20 protein-coding genes and 2 pseudogenes are annotated in these 25,677 nt (G+C 58.3%); 8 read left to right on the top strand and 14 right to left on the bottom strand.

Annotated elements, in window-relative coordinates; genetic code table 11:
* Window positions 1-125 precede the first annotated feature (125 nt).
* The 3 genes and pseudogenes from ACR0AD_RS19130 to ACR0AD_RS19120 form a co-directional block, all read right to left on the bottom strand.
* Window positions 126-1,290: pseudogene (locus tag ACR0AD_RS19130) on the bottom strand (IS3 family transposase).
* Between the two features lie 452 nt (window positions 1,291-1,742).
* Window positions 1,743-2,657, bottom strand: coding sequence for an ATP-binding protein (locus ACR0AD_RS19125; protein WP_480484836.1), 915 nt, complete (start codon window positions 2,655-2,657; stop codon window positions 1,743-1,745).
* 80 nt (window positions 2,658-2,737) lie between these two features.
* Window positions 2,738-3,374: pseudogene (locus ACR0AD_RS19120) on the bottom strand (IS5 family transposase); the annotation flags it as partial.
* Between the two features lie 340 nt (window positions 3,375-3,714).
* On the opposite strand from ACR0AD_RS19120, the gene ACR0AD_RS19115 reads away from it, so the two are divergent.
* Complete coding sequence (locus tag ACR0AD_RS19115) at window positions 3,715-4,467, top strand: hypothetical protein (protein WP_480484835.1); 753 nt, start codon at window positions 3,715-3,717, stop codon at window positions 4,465-4,467.
* A 74-nt stretch (window positions 4,468-4,541) separates the two neighbouring features.
* Here ACR0AD_RS19115 and ACR0AD_RS19110 read toward each other — a convergent pair whose 3' ends face one another.
* The 3 genes from ACR0AD_RS19110 to ACR0AD_RS19100 all read right to left on the bottom strand — a co-directional run bounded on the left by ACR0AD_RS19110 (window position 4,542) and on the right by ACR0AD_RS19100 (window position 7,703).
* The gene (locus tag ACR0AD_RS19110) at window positions 4,542-5,189 is read right to left on the bottom strand and encodes a response regulator (RefSeq protein WP_480484834.1); all 648 of its coding nucleotides are present in this window, start codon (window positions 5,187-5,189) and stop codon (window positions 4,542-4,544) included.
* Window positions 5,186-6,589 (bottom strand): sensor histidine kinase, encoded by a 1,404-nt coding sequence (locus ACR0AD_RS19105; protein ID WP_480484833.1) that lies wholly within the window; start codon window positions 6,587-6,589, stop codon window positions 5,186-5,188. Before ACR0AD_RS19105 ends, ACR0AD_RS19110 begins: the two co-directional genes overlap by 4 nt.
* 151 nt (window positions 6,590-6,740) lie before the next feature.
* On the bottom strand, window positions 6,741-7,703 hold the full coding sequence (locus ACR0AD_RS19100) for a zinc ABC transporter substrate-binding protein (protein ID WP_480484832.1): 963 nt from the start codon (window positions 7,701-7,703) through the stop codon (window positions 6,741-6,743).
* A gap of 57 nt (window positions 7,704-7,760) precedes the next feature.
* Here ACR0AD_RS19100 and ACR0AD_RS19095 point away from each other — a divergent pair, with 57 nt between their 5' ends.
* Genes ACR0AD_RS19095 through ACR0AD_RS19085 form a run of 3 tightly spaced genes read left to right on the top strand, consistent with a single transcriptional unit; the run spans window position 7,761 to window position 9,819 of the window.
* The gene (locus ACR0AD_RS19095) at window positions 7,761-8,273 is read left to right on the top strand and encodes a Fur family transcriptional regulator (RefSeq protein WP_480488993.1); all 513 of its coding nucleotides are present in this window, start codon (window positions 7,761-7,763) and stop codon (window positions 8,271-8,273) included.
* A 2-nt stretch (window positions 8,274-8,275) separates the two neighbouring features.
* A complete protein-coding gene (locus ACR0AD_RS19090; RefSeq protein ID WP_480488995.1) occupies window positions 8,276-9,022 on the top strand; it encodes a metal ABC transporter ATP-binding protein in 747 nt (248 codons plus the stop codon).
* On the top strand, window positions 9,022-9,819 hold the full coding sequence (locus ACR0AD_RS19085) for a metal ABC transporter permease (RefSeq protein WP_209598077.1): 798 nt from the start codon (window positions 9,022-9,024) through the stop codon (window positions 9,817-9,819). The genes ACR0AD_RS19090 and ACR0AD_RS19085 overlap by 1 nt, the downstream gene beginning before the upstream one ends.
* Window positions 9,820-9,939: 120 nt before the next feature.
* Here ACR0AD_RS19085 and ACR0AD_RS19080 read toward each other — a convergent pair whose 3' ends face one another.
* The 7 genes from ACR0AD_RS19080 to xdhA form a co-directional block, all read right to left on the bottom strand.
* On the bottom strand, window positions 9,940-11,013 hold the full coding sequence (locus ACR0AD_RS19080; RefSeq protein ID WP_480488997.1) for a BMP family ABC transporter substrate-binding protein: 1,074 nt from the start codon (window positions 11,011-11,013) through the stop codon (window positions 9,940-9,942).
* A gap of 32 nt (window positions 11,014-11,045) precedes the next feature.
* Window positions 11,046-11,966 carry an ABC transporter permease gene (locus ACR0AD_RS19075; RefSeq protein ID WP_209598075.1) on the bottom strand — a complete coding sequence of 307 codons (921 nt, stop codon included), beginning with the start codon at window positions 11,964-11,966 and terminating at the stop codon, window positions 11,046-11,048.
* A 2-nt stretch (window positions 11,967-11,968) separates the two neighbouring features.
* Window positions 11,969-13,051, bottom strand: a complete 1,083-nt coding sequence (locus ACR0AD_RS19070; RefSeq protein ID WP_267363631.1) for an ABC transporter permease — start codon at window positions 13,049-13,051, stop codon at window positions 11,969-11,971.
* A 63-nt stretch (window positions 13,052-13,114) separates the two neighbouring features.
* The gene (locus ACR0AD_RS19065) at window positions 13,115-14,632 is read right to left on the bottom strand and encodes an ABC transporter ATP-binding protein (protein WP_480488998.1); all 1,518 of its coding nucleotides are present in this window, start codon (window positions 14,630-14,632) and stop codon (window positions 13,115-13,117) included.
* On the bottom strand, window positions 14,629-15,564 hold the full coding sequence (gene xdhC, locus ACR0AD_RS19060; RefSeq protein ID WP_480489000.1) for a xanthine dehydrogenase accessory protein XdhC: 936 nt from the start codon (window positions 15,562-15,564) through the stop codon (window positions 14,629-14,631). The genes ACR0AD_RS19065 and xdhC overlap by 4 nt, the downstream gene beginning before the upstream one ends.
* Window positions 15,564-17,966, bottom strand: a complete 2,403-nt coding sequence (gene xdhB, locus ACR0AD_RS19055) for a xanthine dehydrogenase molybdopterin binding subunit (protein WP_480489002.1) — start codon at window positions 17,964-17,966, stop codon at window positions 15,564-15,566. Before xdhB ends, xdhC begins: the two co-directional genes overlap by 1 nt.
* The gene (gene xdhA, locus ACR0AD_RS19050) at window positions 17,963-19,324 is read right to left on the bottom strand and encodes a xanthine dehydrogenase small subunit (protein ID WP_480489004.1); all 1,362 of its coding nucleotides are present in this window, start codon (window positions 19,322-19,324) and stop codon (window positions 17,963-17,965) included. The genes xdhB and xdhA overlap by 4 nt, the downstream gene beginning before the upstream one ends.
* Before the next feature lie 345 nt (window positions 19,325-19,669).
* Between xdhA and dnaE the strand changes: the two genes are divergently transcribed.
* From dnaE to ACR0AD_RS19035, 3 genes are all read left to right on the top strand, one after another.
* Window positions 19,670-23,170, top strand: coding sequence for a DNA polymerase III subunit alpha (gene dnaE / locus ACR0AD_RS19045; RefSeq protein WP_480489006.1), 3,501 nt, complete (start codon window positions 19,670-19,672; stop codon window positions 23,168-23,170).
* 85 nt (window positions 23,171-23,255) lie between these two features.
* Entirely contained in the window at window positions 23,256-23,474 is a 219-nt protein-coding gene (locus ACR0AD_RS19040) for a YMGG-like glycine zipper-containing protein (protein WP_480475390.1), read from the top strand.
* An 11-nt stretch (window positions 23,475-23,485) separates the two neighbouring features.
* Window positions 23,486-23,857, top strand: coding sequence for a hypothetical protein (locus ACR0AD_RS19035; RefSeq protein WP_480489008.1), 372 nt, complete (start codon window positions 23,486-23,488; stop codon window positions 23,855-23,857).
* A 4-nt stretch (window positions 23,858-23,861) separates the two neighbouring features.
* Here the strand turns inward: ACR0AD_RS19035 and ACR0AD_RS19030 are convergent, their stop codons facing one another.
* Window positions 23,862-24,056: a SlyX family protein gene (locus ACR0AD_RS19030; protein ID WP_480484821.1), complete on the bottom strand. Its 195-nt coding sequence runs from the start codon at window positions 24,054-24,056 to the stop codon at window positions 23,862-23,864.
* Between the two features lie 131 nt (window positions 24,057-24,187).
* Here ACR0AD_RS19030 and hisS point away from each other — a divergent pair, with 131 nt between their 5' ends.
* Window positions 24,188-25,675, top strand: a complete 1,488-nt coding sequence (gene hisS, locus ACR0AD_RS19025) for a histidine--tRNA ligase (RefSeq protein ID WP_480489010.1) — start codon at window positions 24,188-24,190, stop codon at window positions 25,673-25,675.
* The last annotated feature ends 2 nt before the right edge of the window (window positions 25,676-25,677 follow it).

Raw genomic sequence — 25,677 nt, 5'->3', positions numbered from 1 at the left:
GTTTGATCGTAACACGTTCAATCAGGCCCCGGATAATCTCCAAGGCCCCGGTGCGGATCGACGGATCCGATAGCGCCTGTGCCAGATCTGCTGAGCAGCCTCATCTGACTGGTCCAAGTTGATTGTTAGTGCATCATCGGCCTGTGATTCATCGGGATGATGGTTTCAGGTGCCGGCGGGTGATAGCCCAGTGCACTGTGGGGGCGTTTTGTATTGTAGTGTCTCCTCCATTGTTCGATCAGGATTTGTGCTTCGCGCAGGCTGTAGAAGATTTCGCCGTTGAGTAGTTCGTCCCTGAACCGGCCATTGAAACTTTCACAGTATCCGTTCTCCCACGGGCTGCCAGGTTCGATGTAAGCCGTCTTGGCGCCGACGGCGGCGATCCAGTCTCGGACGGCCTGGGCGACAAATTCCGGCCCGTTATCCGAACGTATGAAACCGGGTGCGCCACGAAGGATGAACAGATCCGTCAGGGCGTCGATCACGTCGACCGAGTTCAGCTTGCGCTTCACTCTAATCGCCAGGCACTCCCGGCTGTGCTCATCAAGGATGTTCAGCGTCCGAAAAGCTTTGCCATCGTCGGTTCGACAATGGACGAAATCATAGCTCCATACATGATTGCGATACTCCGGCCTCAGCCGAACACACGACCCATCCACTGCCCGGCAGTCGATACGCAGTATCGATGAGAGGGGTTCAGCCAAAGCCGTCCTTTCTTCGGTTGTTTCACTGGCACTTTCAGCCCCTCTCGTCGCCAAAGCCGTTCAATTCGCCCATCGCTGACAGACCATCCAGCCTCTCTCAGCAGGGCAGCGATCCTGCGGTAGCCATATCGGCCGTATTGACGGGTCAGCTCGATCATGTCGGCCACCAGCCGGTCTTCGTCTGCGCGACCTTGTGGGACACGCCGTTGCGTGGACCGGTGTTGTCCAAGCACGCGGCAGGCGCGTCTCTCGGAAACGTTCAGTTGGTTGCGAACATGGTCAATACAAGCACGACGACGAGCGGGGCTCAGTAGTTTCCCTTCGCGGCTTCCGTCAGGATCAGCTTGTCCAACGTCAGATCGGATACCGCACGTCGCAGTCGCTCATTCTCTTTCTGAAGCCGTTTCAGTTCTTTCAACTGATCTACGCCCATTCCGCCGTACTTCTTGCGCCAGCGGTAATAGGTTTGTTCAACAACGCCGATCTGCCTGATCGCATCAAGACGGGACATGCCTTGCCCCATCAGAACTTCAACCTGCCGTAACTTCGAGACAATCTCTTCGGGCTTCGGTCGCTTGTTTGCCATTCGTGGTCCTCCGTTTCCTAAACATAGCGGTGGACCAGTTCAGTTGGGGAGGCTCACTCATTCTAGCTGGATGTGGAGGGATGGTAGCTGGAGCAACACCTATCGCGCATTTGGTGCCGATGAAGAGTTGTCTGAGTTAAACGCCAATCTCACAAAGTTGGCGGATGAAATAACTCAGCAGGTATTGTTGATTGACCAGTTGGAGGAAAGGGTAAGAACGCAAACTGGAACTGAAAATGCAATGCAAACCCTCCTCGAAGAGTTTGAATGCTCCCTCGAATAGGATGCTAGATTTACTGCTTTGGCGTTAGTGCTCATTCTCCGGCCAAGTCCGATCCCTGGCAACAGCGCCAGTCGCTGCGTTATAGTAACCCGAAAGCAGATATCCGTCGGGTCAGCAAACCGGATTGTTCGTCAAGTTCAGACGCGCGCACAGCCTACCACTAGGCGTATCATTCTTTCCGCCAGCGACTTATCACATCCCCAAAAGTAAATTCGCGCCAAGGTTCCTGCCATTCTTTGTGGAAGCGAACGCCTTGGGATTGTGGCTCGGGATTCTGCATCGGCATCTGCACAATCGCTGGCAGCAACACAGCATCTCCGACAACGACACATTCACCAGGGGCAAGATTGGGTAAGATGTCCGTAATGCCGCTGGAGTTGTCCGGAAAGAGCCGCTTCACATAGTTTTGGTCGGTATTGTTGGTCAGCCGAAGCGCCAAAAAATTGTTGCATTGCGCGAAGATAGTCTCCGAAACCTCTGACGGTCGCTTGCTCACAACCATCAAACTGAGCCCGTACTTTCTTCCTTCTTTTGCAATGCGCTCCAACGATTTTCTAGAAGAACGATATGCAGCGTCGTCTCTCTGAGGGATGTAGTTATGAGCTTCCTCGCAGACAAGCATGACTGGTACATCATTCAGTAATTCTTGTCTTTGTAGCAGCTTCGAGTAGTGAAAACAGAAATCGAAGATCAGTCGAGAAACTAGGCTCACCGTAATACTCAACACCTCAAATGGTATGCCACTTAGGTCGACAATGGTGACATTGGATCGATTGAGGTAACCGATGAATTGCTTCATGATTTGTTCAAAGTCATCAGTCTGGAAACACTTCCCATCATCTTTCTTGGCTTGTAGCAAGAAGCGTAGGCGCTTGTCGGAGAGTTTGGTTTCAAGACGTGAGAGGAAGCGATTGAATTCTCCATAAAACGGACCGCTGGTTGCCTTATCCGCTTTGGCCGTGGATGTCGGGACGAAAGTACATGAGTTTTCGAAGTAATGAAGTTTTCGATCTTCTATTAGTGTTCCATCAGAAAGCTTGGGTTTGTTCTCGCCGTCCAGTCGACCGATGACCTCACGGTTCATGTTGTCGATGTACCGGTGTACCTCCGTGATCGAAAAGTAGACCGGTGTGTCGTAGGGTCAGGATTCATAACCAATAGATGACGGTTGCGTTGCTTTCGACCTGGGATGCAGGCGCTTATTCCTTTGTCTTTCAACGCGTCTCGGAACCGGTCTGCATCATAGCCGCGATCCCCGAGCAGCCAGTCGACTTCTGGTATGCTGCTCATTAGCGCTCGCGCACCGATGTAGTCACTGACTTGGCCAGCGGTGACAAAAAGGCTGATCGGTCGCCCTTGGCTGTCACAGATAGCATGCAGTTTAGTATTCATGCCGCCCTTGGTTCGGCCAATCAGGCGGCCACGCCCCCCTTTTTCGCGGCCCTGCTGGTCGCGGTGCGATGTGCTTTCAGATAGGTCGCGTCCACTGCCCGGCAGGGCATTGCGGAGCAATGTCCCGAGAGGGGATCATCACGGTCTTTTCCTCGCCGTGTTCGGCGGCCAGGCCGGTCATCATCCGCGCGAAGATGCCTTTCTCACTCCAACGCTTCCACCGGCTATAAAGCGTCTTGTGCGGTCCGTATTCTTTGGGAGCGTCTCGCCACCGCAACCCATTGCGATTGATGAAGATAATCCCGCTCAGCACCCTCTTGTCATCGACCCGTGGCTTGCCGTGCGACCGCGGGAAGAAAGGGGAAAATTTGGCCATCTGCTCGTCGGTCAGCCAGAAAAGGTCGCTCATATCACCACTCCATTTTTCGAGCCGTGAATCATGCAGCGCCTTGAGAATCAATGCATCCTGACCCTAATCGGGAAGAAAACGACAGCTGTCAAATCAAGACCCGCCAACCGCTGAAGCCGAGTTCCGCAAAACATGGAAAGCAACGCGGCAACACCTCATTGCCCAAGGCCTAAATTGGATCACCAGGTCTTTTTAAGTGATGGATATTTGAAACTCTCATTCCTCGGACCCGGACAATCGGCCGGAAAATCATCAGACCTAAGCCCGATGTAGCGAAGCCGGGCCCGGGATATTCTGCCTCCAATACAGGATAACGCCTCGAACAGGATTGGAGACGAGAATGAATAACCGGAAAAGAACTGGTCAGCTTCTCAGCACGGTAGCGCTGGCGTCGCTGATTGTGATGACACCCTATGTGCCGGCTTTTGACGCAGACGGTCATCTGCGGTTGGAACCTGCTTACGCGTTTGCAAAGAGCGGGAAAGGGAGTGACGGCAACGGCGGGGATGATGACCATGACAGCAATTCCGGGTCGGGCAGCGGCGGTGATCGTGACGACAATTCCGGATCGGGTAAAGGTGGTCACGATGATGATGACGACGACGATGATGATGATGCCGATGGTTCGTCACGCTCGGGCCGGGGCGATAAGAAGGACCGGTCCCAGTCTGGGGGGCAGTCATCGGGGTCGGCTGGAATAACAAAGGTCGAGACAAGCGCGAGCGGCATAGAAGTACGCTATGCTGACGGCACCAAGGAAGAGATTGAAAACGGCCGGTACGAAAGAAAGAACGCGCAGAACCGAACAGTCGAGGAACGACCGGCCACCGGTGCCGACGTTTCGCGCCTTCGGTCACTGGCAAACGGTATCTCAATCGACAGCGTGCGCTCGCCCGGGCAGAGTGGTGGCGCTGGAAGTAACCCGGCAAAAATCGAAATTCAGGGCAACAATATCGAAGTCAGTTACGCAAACGGCTGGAAAGAAGAGATCGAGGGCGGGCGTTACGAGTTGAAAGACCCGTTCAACCGGACCGTCGTAGAAAGAACCGCAACTGCGGCGGATCGCAGCAGACTTCAGGCGATTGCCAACTGAGTAACTAATTTTGACGATTGTGCGGGGCGGTTTCTTTTCTTGAGAGACCGCCCCGGTCTTTGAGCGCCTGACCCCTAGTCTTTCTTGTTCCAGGCCTCATGCGCGATAAGAGCGGCCTCCACCCGGTTTCGCGCATGGAGCTTGGACAGGATCGCCGTCATGTAATGCTTGACGGTTTTCTCCTGTATTCCCAACTCATCGGCTATTTCCCGATTGCTCAGCCCTTTGGCGACGCGTCTTAGGATTTCTTCTTCGCGATGGGTAAGATCATCTATGGCGTCAGCTTCTTGCTGCGACCCGTTTCTGCGATTGATCTGAAGCAGCATACGCGAAGCAAGACCCGGCGAGACGAACCCTTCGCCCGAGGCGATACTGCGCAGCGAAGCTGTCAATTCGCGTGCTGTCACGCCCTTGACGATATAGCCAATGGCACCCGCCTCCAAAGCGTCTGCAACGTCACTGCTGTTTTCAGAGACCGTCAATATCGCAATGAAAGGCGGGTTTGCCATTTCAGCAATTCGACGGGTCGCGCTAATGCCGCCACCGGGCATCGACAGGTCGAGGATGGCGATGTCAGGCTGATGGGTTCGGACAAGGGAAACGGCCTCATCCGCATTTGATCCGGCGGCGAGAACCTTGAAGCCGTCGGCTTCCTCTAAAGTGCGGTGCAAACCGTCCCTGAAAATCGGGTGATCATCTGCGATAACGACGGATGTTGTCATGATGCACTCATCTTTCTGGGAAACAATGTCATAGCAACGGTGGTGCCCTCGCCCGGGGTTGATGTCACCTCGAACCGGCCACCGATGCTTTCGACCCGGTCACGCAAGCCGACAAGGCCCTGGCCCCCGTCCTCACGCAGAACCGTCTCGCCGGAGGGGGCGAACCCGGGGCCGTCGTCGCTGACCTGAACGGTGATGCGATCACCTTGTACGTTGCAGGTGACAGTGCACTGGGACGCGGGCGCATATCTTGCGGCATTGGAAAGCGTTTCCTGCAGGAACCGGAAAACGCACAACTTGCCCGAGATCGACAAGTCGGGCGACGGATTGCCCTGAAAGGAAATACCGGGGCGAAAAGGGCTGTGTTCAGAATGGTCCTCGACAGCTCTTTTTACCACATCAACGAGCGCCAGATTTTCGATGTCTGGCGCGAACAACCCCCGTGACAAGGCGCGAATTTCTGCCAAAGACTTCTGCAAAGATTGCTGAATTTCTTCGGCCTCGGTGGGCATCTCCGGCTTGTCGCCGAATGCAGCCTCCAGTCGAAGGGCGGCGAGGGACAGGTATTGGGCAGGGCCGTCATGCAGTTCCGCGCCGAGTTTCCTGAGGAACCTGTCCGTTTGCGCAGCATATCTTTCCGATGCATCAATGACGCGCGACCGCAGCATGGCATTCTGTGCGGCCATCTTTTCACTTTCGGCAAGACGATCATTCAGAAGGCGCCCTTGCCGTCGAATGGTGTTGTCGCCGATTGCGACAATGGAAAACAGAACAATCGTGCTTGCCGCAAAGGCCGAGCCAACGATCAACCAGCTTGTTCTTCTGGCTCTGGCCATGTCCAGTTCCAGCTGATCGGCCTTTTCATAAAACTCGGCGACCGCGATGATTTTCCCCGACCAGATTTCGCGAATGGGGCTGTAGACTTCCAGCAATGGAATGCCAAGCGCAGCCTCTGCCGCGCTTTCTTCGTCGTCCAGCTCTTCAAATGAGCCCGAGATTTCTCCAGCCCATGCGCGTTTCAGGTCATCTGTCGGCTCGAAGCGGCGACCGATGATGGCGGAATCCGATGCGTATGCAATCTCGCCATCCTGTTTCCAGAACTTGTACGAGGCAATGCGTTCGCGCATCGGCTGGGTCATGAAAATCTCGTCCAGCGCCCGGCTGGCCTGTTCGGAAAGGCGGTCTCCATGCGCCAGCTCCTGGCTGAGTGGGGACAAAATGCTTTCCATGTACAATGCCGCAGAGTTGGCGGAATTTTGTACAACCGCATTTTCGATCCGGTTCGATACCCAGTGACCAACAAACACCGTTGCAGTCCCCATGACCACAACACTTGCCGCGAGAAAAACGCGCGACAAAGACCAGTTGCCAATTGTCAGGTCGGTAATTTTGGGTCTCATTTCGCAATCGACTATGAACGACAATTGTTTGACGCGCTACAGACCATGGTCTGATGCGCTTCTCCAATGTTCCAAACCTGATGCGCAGATCGGGACTTGGCCCTTTTGGGTGCACCCCGGCAGGTTTCCGCGTCCCGATCCCAGTCCCGGTTCAACGGGTTTTCAAACACTCCGACAGGGTTTGCGCCATGTTACGAATGACTTGCGGGTACAGAGACGGCCCGGGTTCCAGAGCCGAGCCCAGTGGATCGATCACACCGGATTGTGCCGATGTTCCATCCAACACGGTTTCGACGATGCCCGGATTGAACTGTGGTTCAGACAATACGCAGTTGATGCCTTCGGCGTGAATGCGACCTTGAATGGCGGCAACTCGCGCGGGGCTTGGGTCGGACGCGTCGCTCAGGGAAATCGCGCCCGATGCAGGGAAACCAAACGCAACCTCAAAATACTGGTAGGCATCATGAAACACGATGAAGCTGCCGCCGCGAACCGGTTCAAGCAACTCTTTCACTTCTGCGGAAAGCACGTTCATTTCTTCGCGCGCCGCTTCGGCATTTGCTAAATACGCAGCGGCGTTGTCGGGATCCGCTGACGACAGTTGATCCGCGATCAGGGTCAGCCAGGCTTTGGCATTCGTTGGCGAAAGCCAGGCATGTGGGTCATGAGAGTCATGATCATCATGGCCTTCGTGATCGCCATGGTCGTCATGGTCTTCGTGACCCGCATCGTCCGCGTGATCATGCGCCTCAAACAATGCGTCTTCCCGGAACTCAAGAAGCCCCGTACCCTTTGCGTCCAATAGGGCTGTGGCGGTCGCACCTTGGGCAAGAGTTTCTATCGCACTTTCCAGCCAGGGTGTCAGGTCTTCTCCTACCCAGAACACCAGATCGGCGTTTTGCAACGCGGCTGCCTCGGACGGGCGCAGATTGTATTCATGCGGCGAGGCACCCGGTGCGACGATCAGGGCAGGTGTTCCCACACCCGCCATGACACGGGCCACCAGCGAATGAACCGGGGCAATGTCCGCGGCAACGTTTGGCGCATCTGCGCGGGCCGGTCCACCCAGCAGTGCAACTGTGATAGATAATGGAAGAAGAAGCGTTCTGGACATCGGGCCCTCTGCGTGATTTTATAACATTTCAAGCGGCAATACATGATATGTAATAACATGACAAGTGATGTGCACCCAGTTAATGGCAAAGACGCGGCCCCGGTCGGGTTTCAGGAACATGACCACCAGAGCTGTGTCGCAACGGCTCTGACATCCGCCGAAGTCCGGTGCAAAGCGGAAGGGCTGCGGCTGACGCCGGTTCGGCGCAAGGTTCTTGAGATGTTATTGCAGGAACATCGCGCCCAAGGTGCCTATGCAATCCTTGACCGGTTGCGCGACGAAGGGTTCGGGTCCCAGCCTCCGGTCGCTTATCGGGCGCTGGAGTTTCTTGTACAAAACGGATTTGTCCACAAGATCGAGCGGCTGAACGCGTTTGTCGCCTGCTCTCATCCCGGTGCGGCGCATTCACCTGCTTTCATGATCTGCCGAAAATGCGACGCCGTAGCCGAGGCGCAATCTGCCCCGTCCAAAGGTGTTCTTGGCGCTGCCGCGCGCGCGGCGGGTTTCGAGATCGAGCGAACGGTTGTAGAGGCTGAAGGTCTCTGCCCCGACTGCACCGAAAAGGCATAAAGATGGCCCTGATCACCGTCGAGAAACTCAGCGTCCGCTATGGCGCGCATACCGTGCTGCATCATGTGGATATGGTCATTGAACCGGGTGAAATCGTGACCATCGTTGGCCCGAACGGATCAGGCAAGACCAGCCTGCTGCGCGCCATTATCGGTGCGACACGGCCTTGTGCCGGTCAAGTGTCACTGAAGCCCGGATTGAAAATCGGGTATGTGCCGCAGAAGCTGCATGTCGATCCGACTTTGCCGATTTCCGTTGAACGGTTCATGCGTCTGACCGATCCTGTGTCGCGCAGGCAATGTGTCGAGGCGCTTGAATCGGCGGGTGTGCCGGATCTGTTGAAACGCCAGATGTCGCAGCTTTCCGGCGGACAGTTCCAGCGGGTGCTGCTGGCCAGAGCTTTGATCAACCGCCCGGACATATTGTTGCTGGACGAAGCGACACAGGGTTTGGACCAACGGGGATCGGCCAGCTTTTACCAGCAAATCGAGGCTGTCCGGCGCGAGACCGGATGCGCCATTCTGATGATCAGCCACGAACTGCACGTGGTCATGAGTGCGTCGGACCGGGTGATATGCCTCAATGGGCATGTCTGTTGCGAAGGATCACCGGCCGTGGTCGCCTCGGCGCCCGAATATCGGGCCTTGTTCGGAACCGGAACAGGTGGCGCGCTTGCCCTTTATCGTCATGAACATGATCACCATCATGATCATGACCATGATGCAAACCCACAGGAAGCGGCGGAATAATGCTGGATGATTTCATGATGCGGGCAACGCTCGCAGGTATTGGCGTGGCGTTTGCCGCGGCCCCCCTTGGGTGTTTTGTCGTATGGCGTCGCATGGCGTATTTCGGCGATGCAACCGCGCATGCCGCAATTTTGGGCGTGGCCCTGTCCCTGACGTTTCAGATGTCGATCTTCACGGGCGCGCTGGCTGTCGCTTTGGTCATGGCGCTGACCGTTTCGCTTTTGGCCGGTCGCGGTTATGCGATGGACACGCTGCTGGGGGTGCTGGCGCATTCTGCGCTGGCCTTCGGGCTGGTTGCAGTTTCATTCCTGTCCGGTGTCCGGATTGACCTTATGGCGTATCTGTTTGGGGATATTTTGGCGGTCTCCCGTTCTGATCTGGTCGTGATCTGGGGCGGTGCGGCGCTTGTCGTGGCGCTGATTGTCTGGCGTTGGTCGCAACTTCTGACCGCGACATTGAACGAAGAACTGGCCTATGCCAGCGGCTTCGATCCAAGGCGAGAGCAACTGATCCTGACCCTGTCTCTTGCCGTGACCGTGGCGGTGGCGATCAAGGTTGTGGGTGTATTGCTGATCGCCGCAATGCTGATCATTCCGGCGGCAGCGGCGCGTAACCTTGCGCGGTCACCAGAAACGATGGCCTTGATCGCAGCGGGAATAGGCGCGCTTTCAGCCATCACGGGGTTAAGGGCTGCGTATGTTTTCGACACTCCGGCAGGGCCTTCGATCGTCTGCGTTGCCGCGATCGTGTTCGCGTGCCTTAGCCTGATTGGATGGCGAACACAGGACAGGGCCTAAAGGTTCCGTAGGTCGTCGCAGCCGTTACATCCCGATCATCCGGCAATGTGACCGAAACGAAAACGCCACGAAAAAAGGCCCGCAATCCTGCGGGCCTTGATGTATTTCTATCCGCGCCGTTTACTGCGGGATATCGCCTTCCAACCCTTCGACATAGAAGTTCATACCGGCCAGCGTACCGTCGTCGGCTACTTCGCCTTCGGCCAGCCAGTCGCTGCCGTCCTGCTTCTTCAGCGGTCCGGTAAAGGCATGATAGCTGCCATCGGCCAGCGCCGCTTTCAGGGCCAGTGCCTCTTCTTTGATGTCCGCAGGAACTGCATCCGAAATCTCACCGATTTCTACCATGCCCGGCCCGATACCGTCCCAGGTATTGGACGAGGTCCAGGTGCCGTCCATCACAGCTCGCGTGCGCGCAATGTAATAGGGTCCCCAGTTGTCGATGATCGAGGAAACACGCGGTTTGGGGGCGTATTCGCTCATATCCGAAGCCTGACCGAAGGTGATCACGTTGCCCGCCTCTTGTGCAGCGGCCTGCGGAGCGGTCGAGTCAGTGTGCTGCAGGATCACGTCGGCGCCCTGTTCGATCAGAACAGATGCGGCGTCAGCTTCTTTTGCCGGGTCGAACCAGGTATAGGCCCAGACGATCTTGAACTGGACATCCGGGTTTGCCTTCTTGGCGTGGATATAGGCCGAGTTGATACCGCGGATCACCTCGGGGATCGGATAAGACCCGATATAGCCGATGATGTTCGATTCGGTCATTCTACCCGCGATATGCCCCTGAACCGCGCGGCCTTCGTAGAAACGCGCTGAATAGACCGAGACGTTGTCGGCGGTCTTGTAGCCGGTCGCGTGCTCGAACTTCACGTTCGGGAATTTCTTGGCCACATTGATGGTTGGATCCATATAGCCGAACGAGGTGGTAAAGATCAGATCCGCGCCTTCCAGCGCCATCTGGGTCATCACGCGCTCGGCGTCGGGGCCTTCGGGTACTGATTCAACGAATACAGTCTCGACCTTGTCGCCGAACTCTTCTTCGATCGCCAAACGGCCTTTGTTGTGTTCATAGGTCCAGCCACCGTCGCCGACAGGGCCGACATAGACAAAACCGACCTTGGTCTTGTCTTGCGCCACTGCACCGGTCGCAAGACCAAGCGCTATCGCGGCAGTTGTCAGAAGTGATTTGAATTTCATGTAGTTACTCCCCAAGTTGGTTCAGTTGGCCCCTAGTGTGAGGCATGGAAGGTCCGGCCCAGTGAGGCAGGTGCGCTGCTCTTGTCGGCCGAAAGGATCACAAGCACAAGGATCGTGATAAGATAGGGTGACATTGCCAGATACTCGACGGGAATGGCAACGCCCGCTGCCTGCAAATTAAGCTGCAAGACGGTGATGCCGCCGAACAAATATGCACCCAGCAGGACCCGCCACGGTTTCCAGCTGGCAAACACCACCAGCGCCAGTGCGATCCAGCCGACACCTGCGGTCATGCCCTCGGTCCATTGCGGCACACGTATCAGACTGATGTAAGCTCCACCCAGACCCGCGCAGGCCCCGCCAAACAGGATCGCCATGATACGGATTTTGATGACCTTGTAGCCAAGCGCATGGGCGGCATCGTGGTTTTCACCAACCGCCCGCAGGATCAACCCGACGCGGGTGTACTTCAGGACGGCCCAGACCACAGCGGTCAGCGCAATGCCCAGATACAGGATGGGATCGTGCCGAAACAGGATCGGGCCGATGACCGGAATATCGCTGATCAAGGGGATGTGGATATCGCCCATGCTGGGTGGTTTGACGCCCACATAGCTTTGCCCCATCAGGGCGCTGAACCCCAGGCCAAACAGGGTCAGCGCAAGGCCGCTGGCAACCTGGTTGGCCAACGCAAACTGTGTCAGCAAGACGAACAGCAGCGACAGCACGGCCCCGCCAATGGCGGCAGCAACAAAGCCCAGCCAGGGCGATCCGGTTTCGACCGAGATCGCAAAACCGCTGATCGCGCCAACGATCATCATGCCCTCGACACCAAGGTTCAGAACGCCTGCCTTTTCCACGACAAGCTCTCCGATCGCGGCCAGCAGAAGGGGGGTTGCGGCCACCATAAGCGAAGCAACCAGAAGAACGGGATTGATTTGACCAAGATCCATGATCACGCCACCTCGCTACGAGCCGCACGGATGCGGAAGTTTGTCAGAAGATCGAAGGCCAGCAGGAAAAACAGCAGCATTCCCTGAAACACCTGAATGGCAGCGGCAGGCAGACCCAGCTGCGATTGTGCAATTTCGCCGCCAATATAGGTCAGCGCCATCAGGCCCCCGGCCAACAGGATACCCACCGGATGCAGGCGGCCCAGAAACGCGACGATGATCGCGGTAAAGCCATAACCCACGTTGAAGTCGATGCTGATCTGACCGGACGGGCCGGACACCTCGAACATACCGGCCAGCCCGGCCAAAGCGCCCGAAATTCCAAGGCAGAACAGGATCAGGCGCGCCGGATTCACACCTGCAAACTTTGCGGCGCGGGGGGCCTCACCCGTCAGGCGGATATGGAAGCCCAGCATGTGACGGTTCAGCAATACATAGGCAAAGATCACCGCGATGAAGGCCGCGACAACACCCCAATGCATCCCGGAACCGGCAATCAGCTCGGCATTATGCGCGCTTTCATAGGATTGCAGGTTGCGCGATCCGGGAAAGCCGAACCCTTCGGGGTTCTTGAGAAGACCCAGCGAGACCGAGGCCAGCATCTGCTCGGCCACGTAGACCAGCATCAGCGACACAAGGATTTCGTTGGTGCCGAAACGCACCTTCAGCAAAGCCGGGATCGTTGCCCACAGCCACCCGCCAAATGCGCCTGCGACCACCATGATCGGGAAGATGTACCAGGCGTCGAGCGGATAGAAGGCCAGACCTGCGCCCGCGCCGAATATGGCGCCCATGATGTATTGTCCTTCGGCCCCGATATTCCAGATACCGGCCCGAAAACCCAGCGACAATCCGATTGCGATCAGCACTAGGGGCGCGCCTTTGACCAGCAATTGAGGGCGGTAATAGAATGCGAACTCTCCAAACAGCGGCTCCCAGAAGATGGTACCGATGGCTTCGACCGGATTTTTCCCCAAAATGGCAAACAGCAACCCGCCAAACACCATTGTTGCCAGCACCGCCACAAGGGGGGTCGCGTAAGACCAGGCCCTGGACGGCTGTGGCCGTTTCTCCAACACAATCATCTGCTCATCCCCCCAGATGTTTCATCTTTTCGCAAATACTCTAGCCGAAGGCGGCCCAGCAGATCACACATGTGCCACCTCCATGCCATGGGCGCCGCCCATCATCAGGCCAATCTCATCCACCGTCAGGCCGGTGGTCGGGCGCGGTGCGCTCAGCCGACCTTCGTTCAAGGCCGCAAAACTGTCCGAGATCTCCATCAGCTCATCCAGATCCTGCGAGATGCAGATCACCGCTGTGCCTTTCGCCGCAAGATCGAGTATGGCTTGCCGGATCGACGCGGCCGCCGCGGCATCCACCCCCCAGGTTGGCTGGTTTACCACCAACACATCAGGGTTTTGCAGCACTTCGCGTCCAATCACGAATTTCTGCAGGTTACCGCCGGACAAGGACCGCGCTGCGTTTTCGGGCCCGGGCGTGCGAACGTCGAAGGCTTCGATGATCTTTTCGGCAAAACTCCGGGTTTCGGACCATTTCAAGAAGCCATTTTTCTCAAGCCCTTCCCGCACAGATCCGGTCAGCAAAGCGTTTTCGGTCAGGCTCATGTCGGGTGCCGCTGCGTGGCCTAACCGTTCCTCGGGCGCGGTCAGAACGCCCAGCTTACGGCGCGCTGTCGGGCCGAGCTTGCCGATCGCCTGACCGTTGAACTTGATTGCATCCGCCGATGTCAGGATTTCCCCGGACAACACGCCCAGCAACTCATCCTGCCCGTTTCCGGCAACGCCGCCGATGCCCAGAACCTCGCCCTTGCGGACCGTCATGTGCACATTGCGCAATGCGGTGCCGAATTCCGAAGGCGAGGGGACTGACAGCCCGCTGACATCCAGCGCGACCTCGCCCAGTTCCCGGCCCGAGCGTTCGGGCGTCTGCAAGGTTGACCCGACCATCATCTCGGCCATGTCACGCGCCGAGGTTTCAGCGGGGACACATTCGCCCACGTTCTTGCCCAGACGCAGGATCGTAGCATGGTCGCATAGCGTTCGGATTTCCTCCAGTTTATGCGAGATATACAGGATCGAGGTTCCCTCGGAGCGTAGCTTGTTCAGCGTCTCAAACAGAATATCGACCTCTTGCGGGGTCAGAACCGAGGTCGGTTCGTCCATGATCAGCAGCTTGGGGTCCTGCAACAGGCAGCGGATGATCTCGACCCGCTGGCGTTCGCCTGCGGACAGGTCGCCAACCGTGCGAAACGGGTCCAGCGGAAGGCCATAAGTTTCCGAAACTTCGCGAATGCGCGATGCCAGATCCCCCATCGGGGGCGGGTTCTCCATCCCCAGCGCGATATTCTCGGCCACGTTCAGCGCGTCAAACAGCGAAAAATGCTGGAACACCATCGCGATCCCATCCGCACGGGCCGCGCGGGGTTCGGGCGGCGCAAACGGATTGCCGCGCAGTTTCATGGTGCCGCTGTCCGGCTTCACAAGCCCATAGATCATTTTTACCAGCGTGGATTTCCCCGCGCCGTTTTCACCCAGCAGCGCGTGCACTTCGCCTTCACCGATGTCAAAGGACACCTGATCATTGGCCACAACACCGGGGTAGGCTTTGGTCAGCCCTTGCAAGCTCAAAAGTGGAATGGTCACGCGCTCAGGTCCTTCTTCAACTTGTTTTGCAGGGCCGGGCGCAGCAATTGTGCAGCGACGCCCACGGCGATCATATGCGGATGCTTCCCCATCGACGGGTCACCGATCGGGCAGGTGATCCGGCTAATCCGTTCAGGCGGATGCCCAAGGGCGGCCAGCCGCGACCGGAATCGCGCCCATTTCGTAGCCGAGCCAATCAGCCCCGCAAAGCCAAAATCGTGCAAAAGCAGTCTGTTGCACAGTTCAAAGTCAAGATTATGCGAGTATGTAAGCACAAGATGTTCGGCGTCACATGGGGCATGGCGGACCAGCTCGGCCGGTTTTGCCGCCGGAACAATTGTCACGCCCGCTGGCACAGCGGCCGGAAAGCGCTGACGGCTGGTATCCACCCAGGTGATCGCAAGATCGGGAAGCGGGGACAGCACATCCACCAGCGCCCGGCCGACATGGCCCGCGCCCCAGATCCACAGATTGCGTGTCGGCTTGTGAACGGGTTCAACCATCCAGCCGTCAATCAGCTGCGGTTCGGGCGCAATCCCCTGTCCGCGCGCCGTCGCCAGCATTCGCTTGACCGACAGGGGCATCGCGCCATCCTTGGTCGGGCGCGCGATGACCGCATCGTCCAGATCATAGACGGTCTTTGCGCCGTAAACCTCGCTCAGCAACGACACGGCACCGCCGCAGCATTGCCCCAACTCGGGTCCAAGCGCATGATGCGTCAGGCGGGTTGGCGTGGTTTGCAACAGTGCGGCATGTGCCGCCTGGTATTCCAGTGTTCCGCCGCCGATTGTGCCGCTTTGCCCACCGTCCCAGACCAGCATGGCGGCACCGACTTCACGTGGAGACGACCCTTTGATCCCGGCGATGACCACCCGGACCACTTTGCCGTGGGTTTTGACCGCCTCCCTCAAAGCCTCAAGGTCAAATCCCATCAGATGCCTCCCTTCATCCTCTGGACGCCGCGCCAGACCTCTTCGGCGGTGGCGGGCGCGTTGAGCGCCGGATAAGTGTCCCCGCAGGCCGCCACCGCATTCGAAAGCGCCAGCCAGGCCGATATTCCCAGCATGAATGGGGGTTCCCCCACGGCTTTCGAGCGATAGATGGTGTCCTCTCGGTTCTCGCCATCCCAAAGTGCGACGTTGAAAATATCGGGCCGGTCGGAACAGGCCGGGATCTTGTAGGTCGAGGGTGCATGTGTGCGCAGGTTGCCCTTCCCGTCCCAGACCAGTTCCTCGGTTGTCAGCCAGCCCGCGCCCTGCACGTAACCGCCTTCGACCTGTCCGACATCCAGCGCCGGGTTCAGCGAAGCGCCCGCGTCATGCAGGATATCTGTGCGCAGAATGCGGTTCTCACCCGTCAACGTGTCCACAGCCACCTCGGTGACCGAAGCACCATAGGCGAAATAGTAAAACGGGCGACCGCGCCCCGCGATCCGGTCCCATTCGATCTTGGGCGTTTTATAAAAGCCGGTGGCCGACAGGCTTATGCGACCCTGATAGGCCAGTGCGGCAGCTTCGGCGAACGTGTACCGTTCTTCACCAACCGAAACGTGGCCATCCGTGAAAGTGACCGCAGAGGGGTCGGCCTGATGCCGTTCAGCCAGATAATCGGCCATCCGGTCGCGGATCGTATCGCAGGCCGCTTTCACCGCCATACCGTTCAGATCGCTGCCTGAAGACGCCGCCGTGGCCGAGGTATTGGGCACTTTTGCCGTATCCGTGGCGGTGATCTTGACCATCTCAAGCGGGATGCCGAAACGCGCCGCGGCCACTTGCGCGACCTTCTGGAACAGACCCTGACCCATCTCGGTGCCACCATGATTCAGGTGGACCGAACCATCCTGATACACATGCACCAGCGCACCGGCCTGATTCAGATGGGTCAGTGTGAAGGAAATACCGAACTTGACCGGAGAAAAGGCGATGCCCTTCTTGATCACGCTGTTTTCGGCATTCCATTTCTCGATGGCCGCTTTGCGCGCGGCATAGTTGCTGGACTTCATCAGCGCTTCGGTCATGCCATGCAGTTCGAAATCGCTGACCTCCATGCCGTAGGGCGTCGTGTTGCCACCAGCGGGCAGGGGGCGGACCGGGGCCGTCCCTGTTTCCACCGCGCCACGGCTGGTCAGGTCTTCGTGCGGGTCGGGATGACCCAGCGGTTTTTCGTGAGGTTGGACTTCGGCAACCTTATGCGCGGGCTCGTAATAGTTGCGACGGCGCAATTCCACCGGGTCCAGCCCAAGTTCATGCGCGGCGTGGTCCATCACACGTTCGATGGCAACCATCCCCTGCGGGCCACCAAACCCGCGATAGGCGGTGGCTGACTGCGTGTTGGTCTTCAACCGATGGCTTTCAATCCGGGCATTGGGCAACAGGTATGCATTGTCAGAATGCAGCATCGCACGGTCGGCGACGGGCAGGGACAGGTCCTGCGCCCAGCCGCAGATTGCGTATTGCAGAAAGGACACGCCCTGAATGTGACCCTGTTCGTCAAATCCCGCGCGATAGGAAATCCGGAAGGCGTGGCGTTTGCCGGTGATGATCATGTCATCATCGCGGTCATAGCGCATCTTGCAGGCTTTGCCGGTTGCCCGTGCAGCCACCGCGCAGGCGACGGCCAGCGCATTCCCCTGGCTTTCCTTGCCGCCGAATCCGCCACCCATGCGCCGGGTTTCGACGCGGATCGCATGCATGGGCAGGCCCAGAGCGTCCGCCACCTTGTGCTGTATCTCGGTCGGGTGCTGGGTCGAGCTGTGGACCAGCATGTCGCCGCCTTCATTCGGCACGGCAAGCGCAGCCTGACCTTCCAGATAGAAATGCTCCTGACCGCCGATCTCGAACGTCCCGTCGATGACGTGGGCGGCGCTTTCAATCGCGGCGTCCGCATCGCCCTTGGCATAGATGCGGGGCCCGTCTTCAAATCGGCTGTCTGCGGCCAGAGCTTCTTCAACCGTCAGGATCGGTGTTTCCTCGGCATAGTCGATCTTGCCCAACCGAACCGCCTTGCGGGCGGCCAGATGGCTGGTGGCAACCACAAGGAAAACAGGCTGGCCGATATAGTGAACCGTCCCGTCGGACAGCAAAGGCTCGTCATGGATCGAGGGCGAAACATCGTTGGCAAAGGGCAGGTCCTGTGCCGTCATGACCCTGACGACCCCGGGTGCCGCTTTCACGGCAGACAGGTCCATCGCGGTAATCGTGCCCTTGGCGATCGGGCTCAGGCCAAAGGCCAGATGCAATGTGCCCTTTGGCGTCGGGATGTCGTCCACATACCGGGCGGAACCGGATACGTGCAGCGGTGCCGCGTCATGGGGAAGGGGTTTGGTTACGCTCATGCCGATACCTCCAGCACGTTGGTCACTTGGCCCTGATCCTCAAGGAAGTACCGTTCCAGCATCGCTTTGGCGGTCTCAAGCCTGTACGTGGCCGAGGCGCGCATATCCGTAAGCGGTGAATAATCGTCGGAAAAAGCGGGCAGCGCGGCGTCAATCGTCTCGCGCGCCCACGGTTTGCCGATCAGCGCGGCCTCGACATGGGTTGCCCGTTTCGGAATGCCAGCCATACCGCCAAACGCGATGCGCGCATCCGCCACCCGCCCGTCCGAAATGGTAATGTTGAAACATCCGCACACCGCCGAGATATCCTGATCGAACCGTTTGCTCAGCTTGTAGCATTTCAGCCGGTCCGCCTGACGCAGGAAGCTGACGGCTTCGACAAACTCACCCGGTGCGCGGTCCTGTTTGCCGTAATCGATGAAGAAGTCTTCCAGCAGGACTGACCGGCGCTCATCACCTTTGCGCAGGTGCAGCGTCGCACCCAATGCAATCAGCGCGGGCGGGTTGTCTCCGATTGGTGAGCCATTGGCGATGTTGCCGCCCACAGTGGCCGCGTGACGGACCTGAACACTGGCATAGCGCCGGATCATTTCAGCATAGGATGGGTGAATGTCCACCAAGGCGTCGCCCATGCGGTTCATATCGACCATGGCACCGAAACGAATTTCTTCGTCGGTGATCGTGATCTCTTTGAGATCGTCACAGCGGTTCAGGAAGATCACCGGATCAAGATCGCGCAGTTGCTTGGTCACCCAAAGCCCAACATCTGTTGCGCCCGCAACCAAAGTGGCATTCGGGTTCTCGGCATATACGGCAGCCAGCGCGTCGGACGAGCCCGGCAGCATGGGTGAGGCGGCAGGCGTTGCGACAGGCTTGTCTTTGACCCAGACAGGCACGGGCTGTTTCTCGGCCGCTTCGGCTGCGCGAATAATGGGAGCGTAACCCGTGCAACGGCACAGATTACCGGCAAGCTGTGTATCGTGATCCGTCGCGCCATTGGTGTGACCGGCCACCATCGACATGACAAAACCGGGCGTGCAAAAGCCGCATTGCGAACCGTGCAGGTCAACCATAGCCTGCTGAACCGGATGGACCTCGCCATCGGGGCTGCTGGCGCCTTCGACGGTTCGAACCGCCTTGCCATGCAGTTGCGGCAAGAAAAGGATGCACGAGTTCAGGGCCTTTGCACCACCCGCATCCGTCACCATGACAGTGCAGGCACCGCAATCGCCTTCGTTGCAGCCTTCCTTGGTGCCGGTCAGGCCACGATCTTCACGCAGCCAATCCAGCAGAGTGGCTGTCGGATCGATGTCCGTCAGCTCCACTGTCTCTCCGTTCAGAAGAAACGTGATGTCCATTCGAGAAACCCGTCGCCTTACCCGGTTGCGCCCTGGTGGTGCCCTCCTTCGATGCGACGTAGAAAGAGTGGCGGGCGGATAGCTTGCCAATGGATGTTAGAAACAGCATGCGTGATCTGGCAAGAAAAACTGCCTGTATGATGCATCATTACAGCCAATCGGCGTGGAATTGCGCACCCTGTGTAGATATCAGTTGTTTGAAACTAAAGCGTTTTTTTGTCAGTGAAGATGTCGCTTTCCGAAGCACCTTCTGGAAAATCCGAATAATCGAAAATGATTATTTTGCCAAACAACGGCGCAGGTTCCGGCTTTTGCATGCCTCGCGGCTAGGGTAGCCTGCCGTTCATGAGCAGTACCCCCCGATTCATTCACCTACGTGTTCACACCGAATATTCCCTTCTGGAAGGCGCTGTGCGGCTGAAAAAACTGCCCGCCCTGTGCGAGAAGATGGAGATGCCTGCCGTTGCAGTGACTGACACGAATTCCATGTTTTCGGCGCTGGAATTTTCGGTGACAGCCAGTCAGGCTGGTGTCCAGCCGATCATGGGATGTCAGGTTGATCTGACTTATGTGCAGTCGCAACCGGGGGAAAAACAAAAATCGCCCGCGCCGCTTGTTCTGCTGGCACAGTCCGAGGCGGGGTACGAGAACCTGATGAAGCTGAGCACGTGCCTTTACGTGGACAAGGGCGGGCAGTTGCCGCAGGTCACGCTGGACGAGCTTGCGGACCGCGCCGACGGGCTGATCTGCCTGTCCGGAGGGCCTGACGGGCCGGTGGGCCGCCTGTTGCAACAGGGGCAACGTCCGGCGGCCGAGGCGCTGGTGGATCGGTTGGCCGCGATTTTCCCGGATCGTCTGTATATCGAACTCCAGCGTCACCCAGGTGAAGACGGCCAACCCGAGGCCGAACGCCAGACCGAGCGCGGCCATATCGAGATGGCCTATGCCAAGAACCTGCCGCTGGTTGCCACCAATGACGTCTATTTCCCGACCTCGGATATGTACGAGGCCCATGATGCGCTGATCTGTATCGCCGAAGGGGCTTATGTCGACCAGCAGGAAGGTCGCCGCCGCCTGACCGCGCAGCATTATTTCAAGTCGCAGCAGGAAATGGTGACGCTGTTCGCTGATCTGCCCGAGGCCATTAAGAACACGGTCGAGATCGCGCGGCGTTGCGCCTTTATGGCTTATCGCCGCGATCCCATCCTGCCGAAATTCGCCGATGACGAGGTCGCTGAACTGCGCCGCATCGCGAATGAAGGCTTGCAGAAACGTTTGGCGGTAATCCCCCATGCGGTGACGCCCGAGGAGTATCAGGAGCGGTTGGATTTCGAACTTGGCATCATCGAAGGCATGGGCTTTCCTGGTTACTTCCTGATCGTTGCCGACTTTATCCAATGGGCCAAGGATCACGATATTCCGGTTGGACCGGGGCGGGGATCGGGTGCGGGCTCGCTGGTGGCTTATGCGCTGACAATTACCGACCTCGACCCGCTGCGTTATAGCCTGCTGTTTGAACGGTTCCTGAATCCCGAACGGGTTTCGATGCCCGACTTCGATATCGACTTCTGCATGGATCGCCGAGAAGAGGTGATCCGTTACGTGCAGCAGAAATACGGGCGCGACAAGGTGGGGCAGATCATCACTTTTGGTGCCTTGCTGTCAAAGGCCGCCGTGCGCGACATCGGGCGGGTGCTGCAAATGCCGTACGGGCAGGTGGACCGTCTGTCTAAGATGATCCCCGTGGAAGGTGTCAAACCGGTTTCCATCGAAAAAGCCCTGAAGGACGAGCCGCGCCTGCGGGAAGAAGCGCGCAACGAAGAGGTGGTGGATCGTCTGCTGACATACGGCCAGCAGGTCGAAGGGCTGCTGCGCAACGCCTCGACCCACGCGGCTGGGGTTGTGATTGGCGACCGGCCACTGGACGCGCTGGTGCCGATCTATCAGGACCCGCGATCCGACATGCCTGCGACCCAATTCAACATGAAATGGGTGGAACAGGCCGGGCTGGTAAAGTTCGACTTTCTGGGTCTGAAAACCCTGACCGTGATCCAGAACGCGATGGACCTGATCTTCAAGTCCGGACGGAAGCTGCATATCGCCGCCGATGGCACCGAGCTTTACGAACCTGCCGAGGGGGCCGAGAACCAGATCAACGCCATCCCGCTGGATGACGAGGCGACGTATAAGCTCTATTCAGCGGCCAAGACGGTCGCGGTGTTCCAGGTGGAAAGCTCGGGCATGATGGACGCGCTCAAGCGCATGAAACCCACCTGTATCGAGGATATCGTGGCCCTCGTCGCGCTCTATCGTCCCGGCCCGATGGAGAACATCCCGACCTATTGCGAGGTCAAGAACGGGCTGCGCGAAATCACATCCGTTCACCCGCTGATCGACCACATTCTTGAGGAAACTCAAGGTATTATCGTCTATCAGGAACAGGTGATGCAGATCGCGCAAGTCATGGCGGGGTACAGCCTGGGCGGTGCAGACCTGCTGCGCCGCGCGATGGGTAAGAAGATCAAAGAGGCGATGGATGCCGAACGCCCCAAGTTCGAAAAAGGCGCGGCAGAAAACGGGGTGGATGCCAAGAAAGCCAGCGAAGTCTTCGACCTTCTCGAGAAATTCGCCAATTACGGCTTCAACAAATCCCACGCCGCCGCCTATGCGGTGGTCAGCTATCAAACCGGCTGGTTGAAGGCGAACCATCCGGTTGAATTCATGGCGGGCGTCATGAATTGCGATATCCATCTGACCGACAAGCTGGCGATCTATTTCGAAGAGGTCCGAAAAGGGCTGGAACTGCCGTATGTCCCACCTTGTGTGAACCGATCTCAGGCCACGTTCGATGTTGATAACGGACATCTGGTCTATGCGCTGGGCGCGCTCAAGAATGTGGGTGTCGAGGCGATGAACCTGATCGTTGCGGCTCGCGCGGACAAGCCGTTTGTTAACCTGTTCGATTTCGCCCGCCGCGTTGATCTGAAGAAAGTGGGCAAACGCCCGCTTGAGATGCTGGCCCGCGCCGGGGCCTTTGATGAGCTGGACCGGAACCGCCGCCGTGTGTTTGAAAGCCTAGATGCGCTGGTGCAGTATTCGGCCGCGATCCATGAACAGAAGAATTCGAACCAGGTGTCACTGTTTGGCGAGGCCGGAGATGACCTGCCCGAACCGCGCCTGGCGCCGACCCCCGACTGGTTGCCGGCTGAACGTCTGAGCGAAGAGTTCAAGGCCATCGGATTCTACCTCTCTGGTCATCCGCTGGACGACTATATGCCGGCCTTGAAGCGTAAACAGGTTTTGACGCTGGACGAGGTGACAGAGAAAGCCCGCTCTGGCCCGTTGATCGCCAAGATGGCCGGAGTGGTTGCCGGGCGGCAGGAACGGAAATCGGCCAAGGGCAACCGGTTCGCCTTTGCCCAGCTTTCGGACCCGACCGGCGCTTATGAGGTCACGCTGTTTTCCGACACGCTGGAGAAATGCCGCGAGTTTCTGGAAACCGGCGCTCAGGTGGTTCTGACCGTTGAGGCGACGATGGAGTCCGATCAGCTCAAGCTGCTGGGGCGTTCGGTTGGACCAGCGGATTCTGTGGTGGCCGAAGCCGGGGCGACGGGCCTGCGCATCTTTGTCGACGAAGCGCGGGCAGTGTCGACGATTGCAACGGTTCTTGAAGAAGCCGCAACCGCTGCCAAGGGTGCGGCCCGAGGACCGATCCAGCTGCTGTTGCTGGACCCCGGCCTGCCCGGCGACGTCGAAATCGACTTGGGGCGCGTGTTTCCGATAAACCCGCAGATCAAGGGCGCGATCAAATCGCTGGAAGGCGTGATGACCGTCGAAGAGATCTGACACCGCTTTGTTGCCAGACAGTTAGCGCATCGCTAGGCTGACCTTGCAAATATGTCTTCTACTCATGCCACGGGAGGGCGTTGATATGACGATTGCAGGTCTCAATCTCAGAACGATTGTATTGGGGGCGGCGGCATCGCTGGCTTTGGTTTCGGCGACAGCCACGCTTGCGGACGACAAAAAGAAAGAGAACACGATCAAAGGTGCTGTGATTGGGGCCGGGGTTGGGGCCTTGATCGGCGACGGCAAAGGCGCCGCCGCTGGGGCAATTGTTGGTGCGCTGATCGGCGCGAACTCGAAATAAGCGGGGGCGGGATGATGCGTTTGAACGCGATGAAAGTGATCACCACCACAACGCTGCTTACAGGGCCCGGTTTTGCCCTTGCGGACGAGGAAGCCGAAAAGATGGTGCAAGCGGCGCTGCCGCTTATGTACCACACCTGCGCGTCGGTCATCGAAGAGGCCGACGGGAATGAAGAATACATTGTGGACGTGGTCGGCAAGATGACGGCGTTGTCACTTTATAACCGTCAGGTCGACCTCGAAGCCCATGCCAGTTCGGACGAGGAAAAGGCCACGCTGCGCGAAACATTTGTGGCGGCTCTGAAAGACGGCTGCGCTGGGGATGAAAACGCCCTGCTGGGTGGCGTCGTCGACAACGCGGTGAAATCAACGCTGGGGCTGTAAGCCTTCAGTAATGTGGCGGGCGTTCGTCACCAAGGACAACGCCGCCTGACCCTTCCTGTGCGCGTTCGGCCTCGCGGTGCAGCAGCATCTCGACACGGCGGGTCAGCCGGTCAATCTCGGCCTGTTGCCTGGTGACAACCGCGTTCAATTCGTCAACCGTGCGGGTCAGATGGGCAATCTGTTCTTCCAGATGCTGCATGGAATGCTCCTGTCTTTCAGGCTGCACATAGCGACCCTGTGACGCCTTGGCCAGAGAAAGCGCGCCTTGCCCAGATGCGGGCCATGGGATAGACCGCGCGCGGAACAGGTACACTCCCAAGGACGCCCCACATGGCCAAGCTCAAGAAACAGCCCCGCCCCAAGGCCGAAACGCCGAAAGGGTTCCGTGACTATTTCGGCGAGGAAGTCACGCAGCGCACCGAGATGCTGAGGACGATTGCGGGTGTCTATCATCGGTACGGATTTGACGCGCTGGAAAGCAGCGCGGTGGAAACCGTCGAGGCGCTGGGCAAGTTCCTGCCCGACGTGGATCGCCCGAACGAAGGCGTCTTTGCATGGCAGGAGTTTGACGAGGGCGGAAATGGCGACTGGATGGCCCTGCGCTATGACCTGACCGCGCCACTGGCCCGTGTCTATGCCCAGCACCGCAACGACCTGCCGACGCCTTACCGCCGCTATGCAATGGGTCCGGTCTGGCGCAACGAAAAGCCGGGGCCGGGGCGCTTTCGGCAGTTCTACCAGTGCGATGCGGATACGGTTGGAACCGCCTCGATGGCTGCTGACGCCGAGATCTGTGCAATGCTGGCTGACACGCTGGAAGAGGTTGGCATCCCGCGCGGTGACTACATCATCCGGGTGAATAACCGGAAGGTTTTGAACGGTGTGCTGGAGGCGATGGGGCTTGGCGATGATCAAGCCGCACGAGACAATGTTCTTCGCACCATCGACAAATTCGACAAGGTGGGTGAGCAGGGTGTGCGCGAGTTGCTGACCAAGGGTCGTCTGGACGCGTCGGGCGCGTTTATCGACGGCGTTGGTCTCAGCGATGATCAGGCAGACCCGGTTATCGCCTTCCTGACTTCCAAGGCCGTCGATACCGCTGGTACATTGGCTAACCTCCGCATTGCCGTGGGTGACAGCAAGATTGGGGCGGATGGGATTGCTGAACTGGAACAGATCGCTGAACTTCTCTCCGCTGGCGGCTACGGCCCCGACCGCATTGTCATTGACCCCTCCGTCGTCCGTGGCCTGGGCTATTACACCGGTCCGGTCTACGAGGCCGAACTGACGTTCGAAATCTTCGACGAGAAAGGCCGCAAGCGGCAATTCGGCTCGGTTGCGGGCGGCGGGCGCTATGACGATCTGGTCAAGCGGTTCACCGGGCAGGAAGTGCCCGCGACCGGGGTGTCCATCGGCGTCGATCGGTTACTGGCGGCGCTGCGCGAAAAGGGCCGGATCAGCGCCCAGGCCAAAGGCCCCGTGGTCGTCACCGTCATGGATCGCGACAGGATGGCCGATTATCAGGCGATGGTGGCCGAGCTGCGCAATGCGGGCATCCGGGCCGAGGTGTATCTGGGCAATCCCAAGAACTTTGGCAATCAGTTGAAATACGCGGACAAGCGCAACTCTCCGGTTGCGGTGATCGAAGGCGGGGACGAAAAGGCAAAAGGCATCGTGCAGATCAAGGACCTGATCCTTGGGGCTAAGATCGCCGAAAGCGCCACGCTGGAGGAATGGAAAGAACGCCCCAGCCAGTTCGAAGTATCGCGCGCTGATCTGGTCGCGAAAGTGCGTGAAATTCTGAACAGTCAGGACTGACC

The sequence above is a fragment of the Ruegeria sp. BH8 genome (assembly GCF_056538065.1).
This window is presented reverse-complemented; position numbering and strand designations above follow the sequence as displayed.

Bases quoted from the DNA above. Each gene is read 5' to 3' on its own strand.
- ACR0AD_RS19095 (WP_480488993.1), top strand. From the start codon at position 7,761: ATGACAAGTGATGTGCACCCAGTTAATGGCAAAGACGCGGCCCCGGTC.
- ACR0AD_RS19030 (WP_480484821.1), bottom strand. From the start codon at position 24,056: ATGCAGCATCTGGAAGAACAGATTGCCCATCTGACCCGCACGGTTGAC.
- xdhB (WP_480489002.1), bottom strand. From the start codon at position 17,966: ATGAGCGTAACCAAACCCCTTCCCCATGACGCGGCACCGCTGCACGTA.
- ACR0AD_RS19070 (WP_267363631.1), bottom strand. From the start codon at position 13,051: ATGATTGTGTTGGAGAAACGGCCACAGCCGTCCAGGGCCTGGTCTTAC.
- xdhA (WP_480489004.1), bottom strand. From the start codon at position 19,324: ATGGACATCACGTTTCTTCTGAACGGAGAGACAGTGGAGCTGACGGAC.
- ACR0AD_RS19125 (WP_480484836.1), bottom strand. From the start codon at position 2,657: ATGAACCGTGAGGTCATCGGTCGACTGGACGGCGAGAACAAACCCAAG.
- ACR0AD_RS19040 (WP_480475390.1), top strand. From the start codon at position 23,256: ATGACGATTGCAGGTCTCAATCTCAGAACGATTGTATTGGGGGCGGCG.
- ACR0AD_RS19075 (WP_209598075.1), bottom strand. From the start codon at position 11,966: ATGGATCTTGGTCAAATCAATCCCGTTCTTCTGGTTGCTTCGCTTATG.
- ACR0AD_RS19085 (WP_209598077.1), top strand. From the start codon at position 9,022: ATGCTGGATGATTTCATGATGCGGGCAACGCTCGCAGGTATTGGCGTG.
- ACR0AD_RS19100 (WP_480484832.1), bottom strand. From the start codon at position 7,703: ATGTCCAGAACGCTTCTTCTTCCATTATCTATCACAGTTGCACTGCTG.
- ACR0AD_RS19080 (WP_480488997.1), bottom strand. From the start codon at position 11,013: ATGAAATTCAAATCACTTCTGACAACTGCCGCGATAGCGCTTGGTCTT.
- hisS (WP_480489010.1), top strand. From the start codon at position 24,188: ATGGCCAAGCTCAAGAAACAGCCCCGCCCCAAGGCCGAAACGCCGAAA.
- ACR0AD_RS19115 (WP_480484835.1), top strand. From the start codon at position 3,715: ATGAATAACCGGAAAAGAACTGGTCAGCTTCTCAGCACGGTAGCGCTG.
- xdhC (WP_480489000.1), bottom strand. From the start codon at position 15,564: ATGGGATTTGACCTTGAGGCTTTGAGGGAGGCGGTCAAAACCCACGGC.
- ACR0AD_RS19110 (WP_480484834.1), bottom strand. From the start codon at position 5,189: ATGACAACATCCGTCGTTATCGCAGATGATCACCCGATTTTCAGGGAC.
- dnaE (WP_480489006.1), top strand. From the start codon at position 19,670: ATGAGCAGTACCCCCCGATTCATTCACCTACGTGTTCACACCGAATAT.
- ACR0AD_RS19035 (WP_480489008.1), top strand. From the start codon at position 23,486: ATGATGCGTTTGAACGCGATGAAAGTGATCACCACCACAACGCTGCTT.
- ACR0AD_RS19090 (WP_480488995.1), top strand. From the start codon at position 8,276: ATGGCCCTGATCACCGTCGAGAAACTCAGCGTCCGCTATGGCGCGCAT.
- ACR0AD_RS19105 (WP_480484833.1), bottom strand. From the start codon at position 6,589: ATGAGACCCAAAATTACCGACCTGACAATTGGCAACTGGTCTTTGTCG.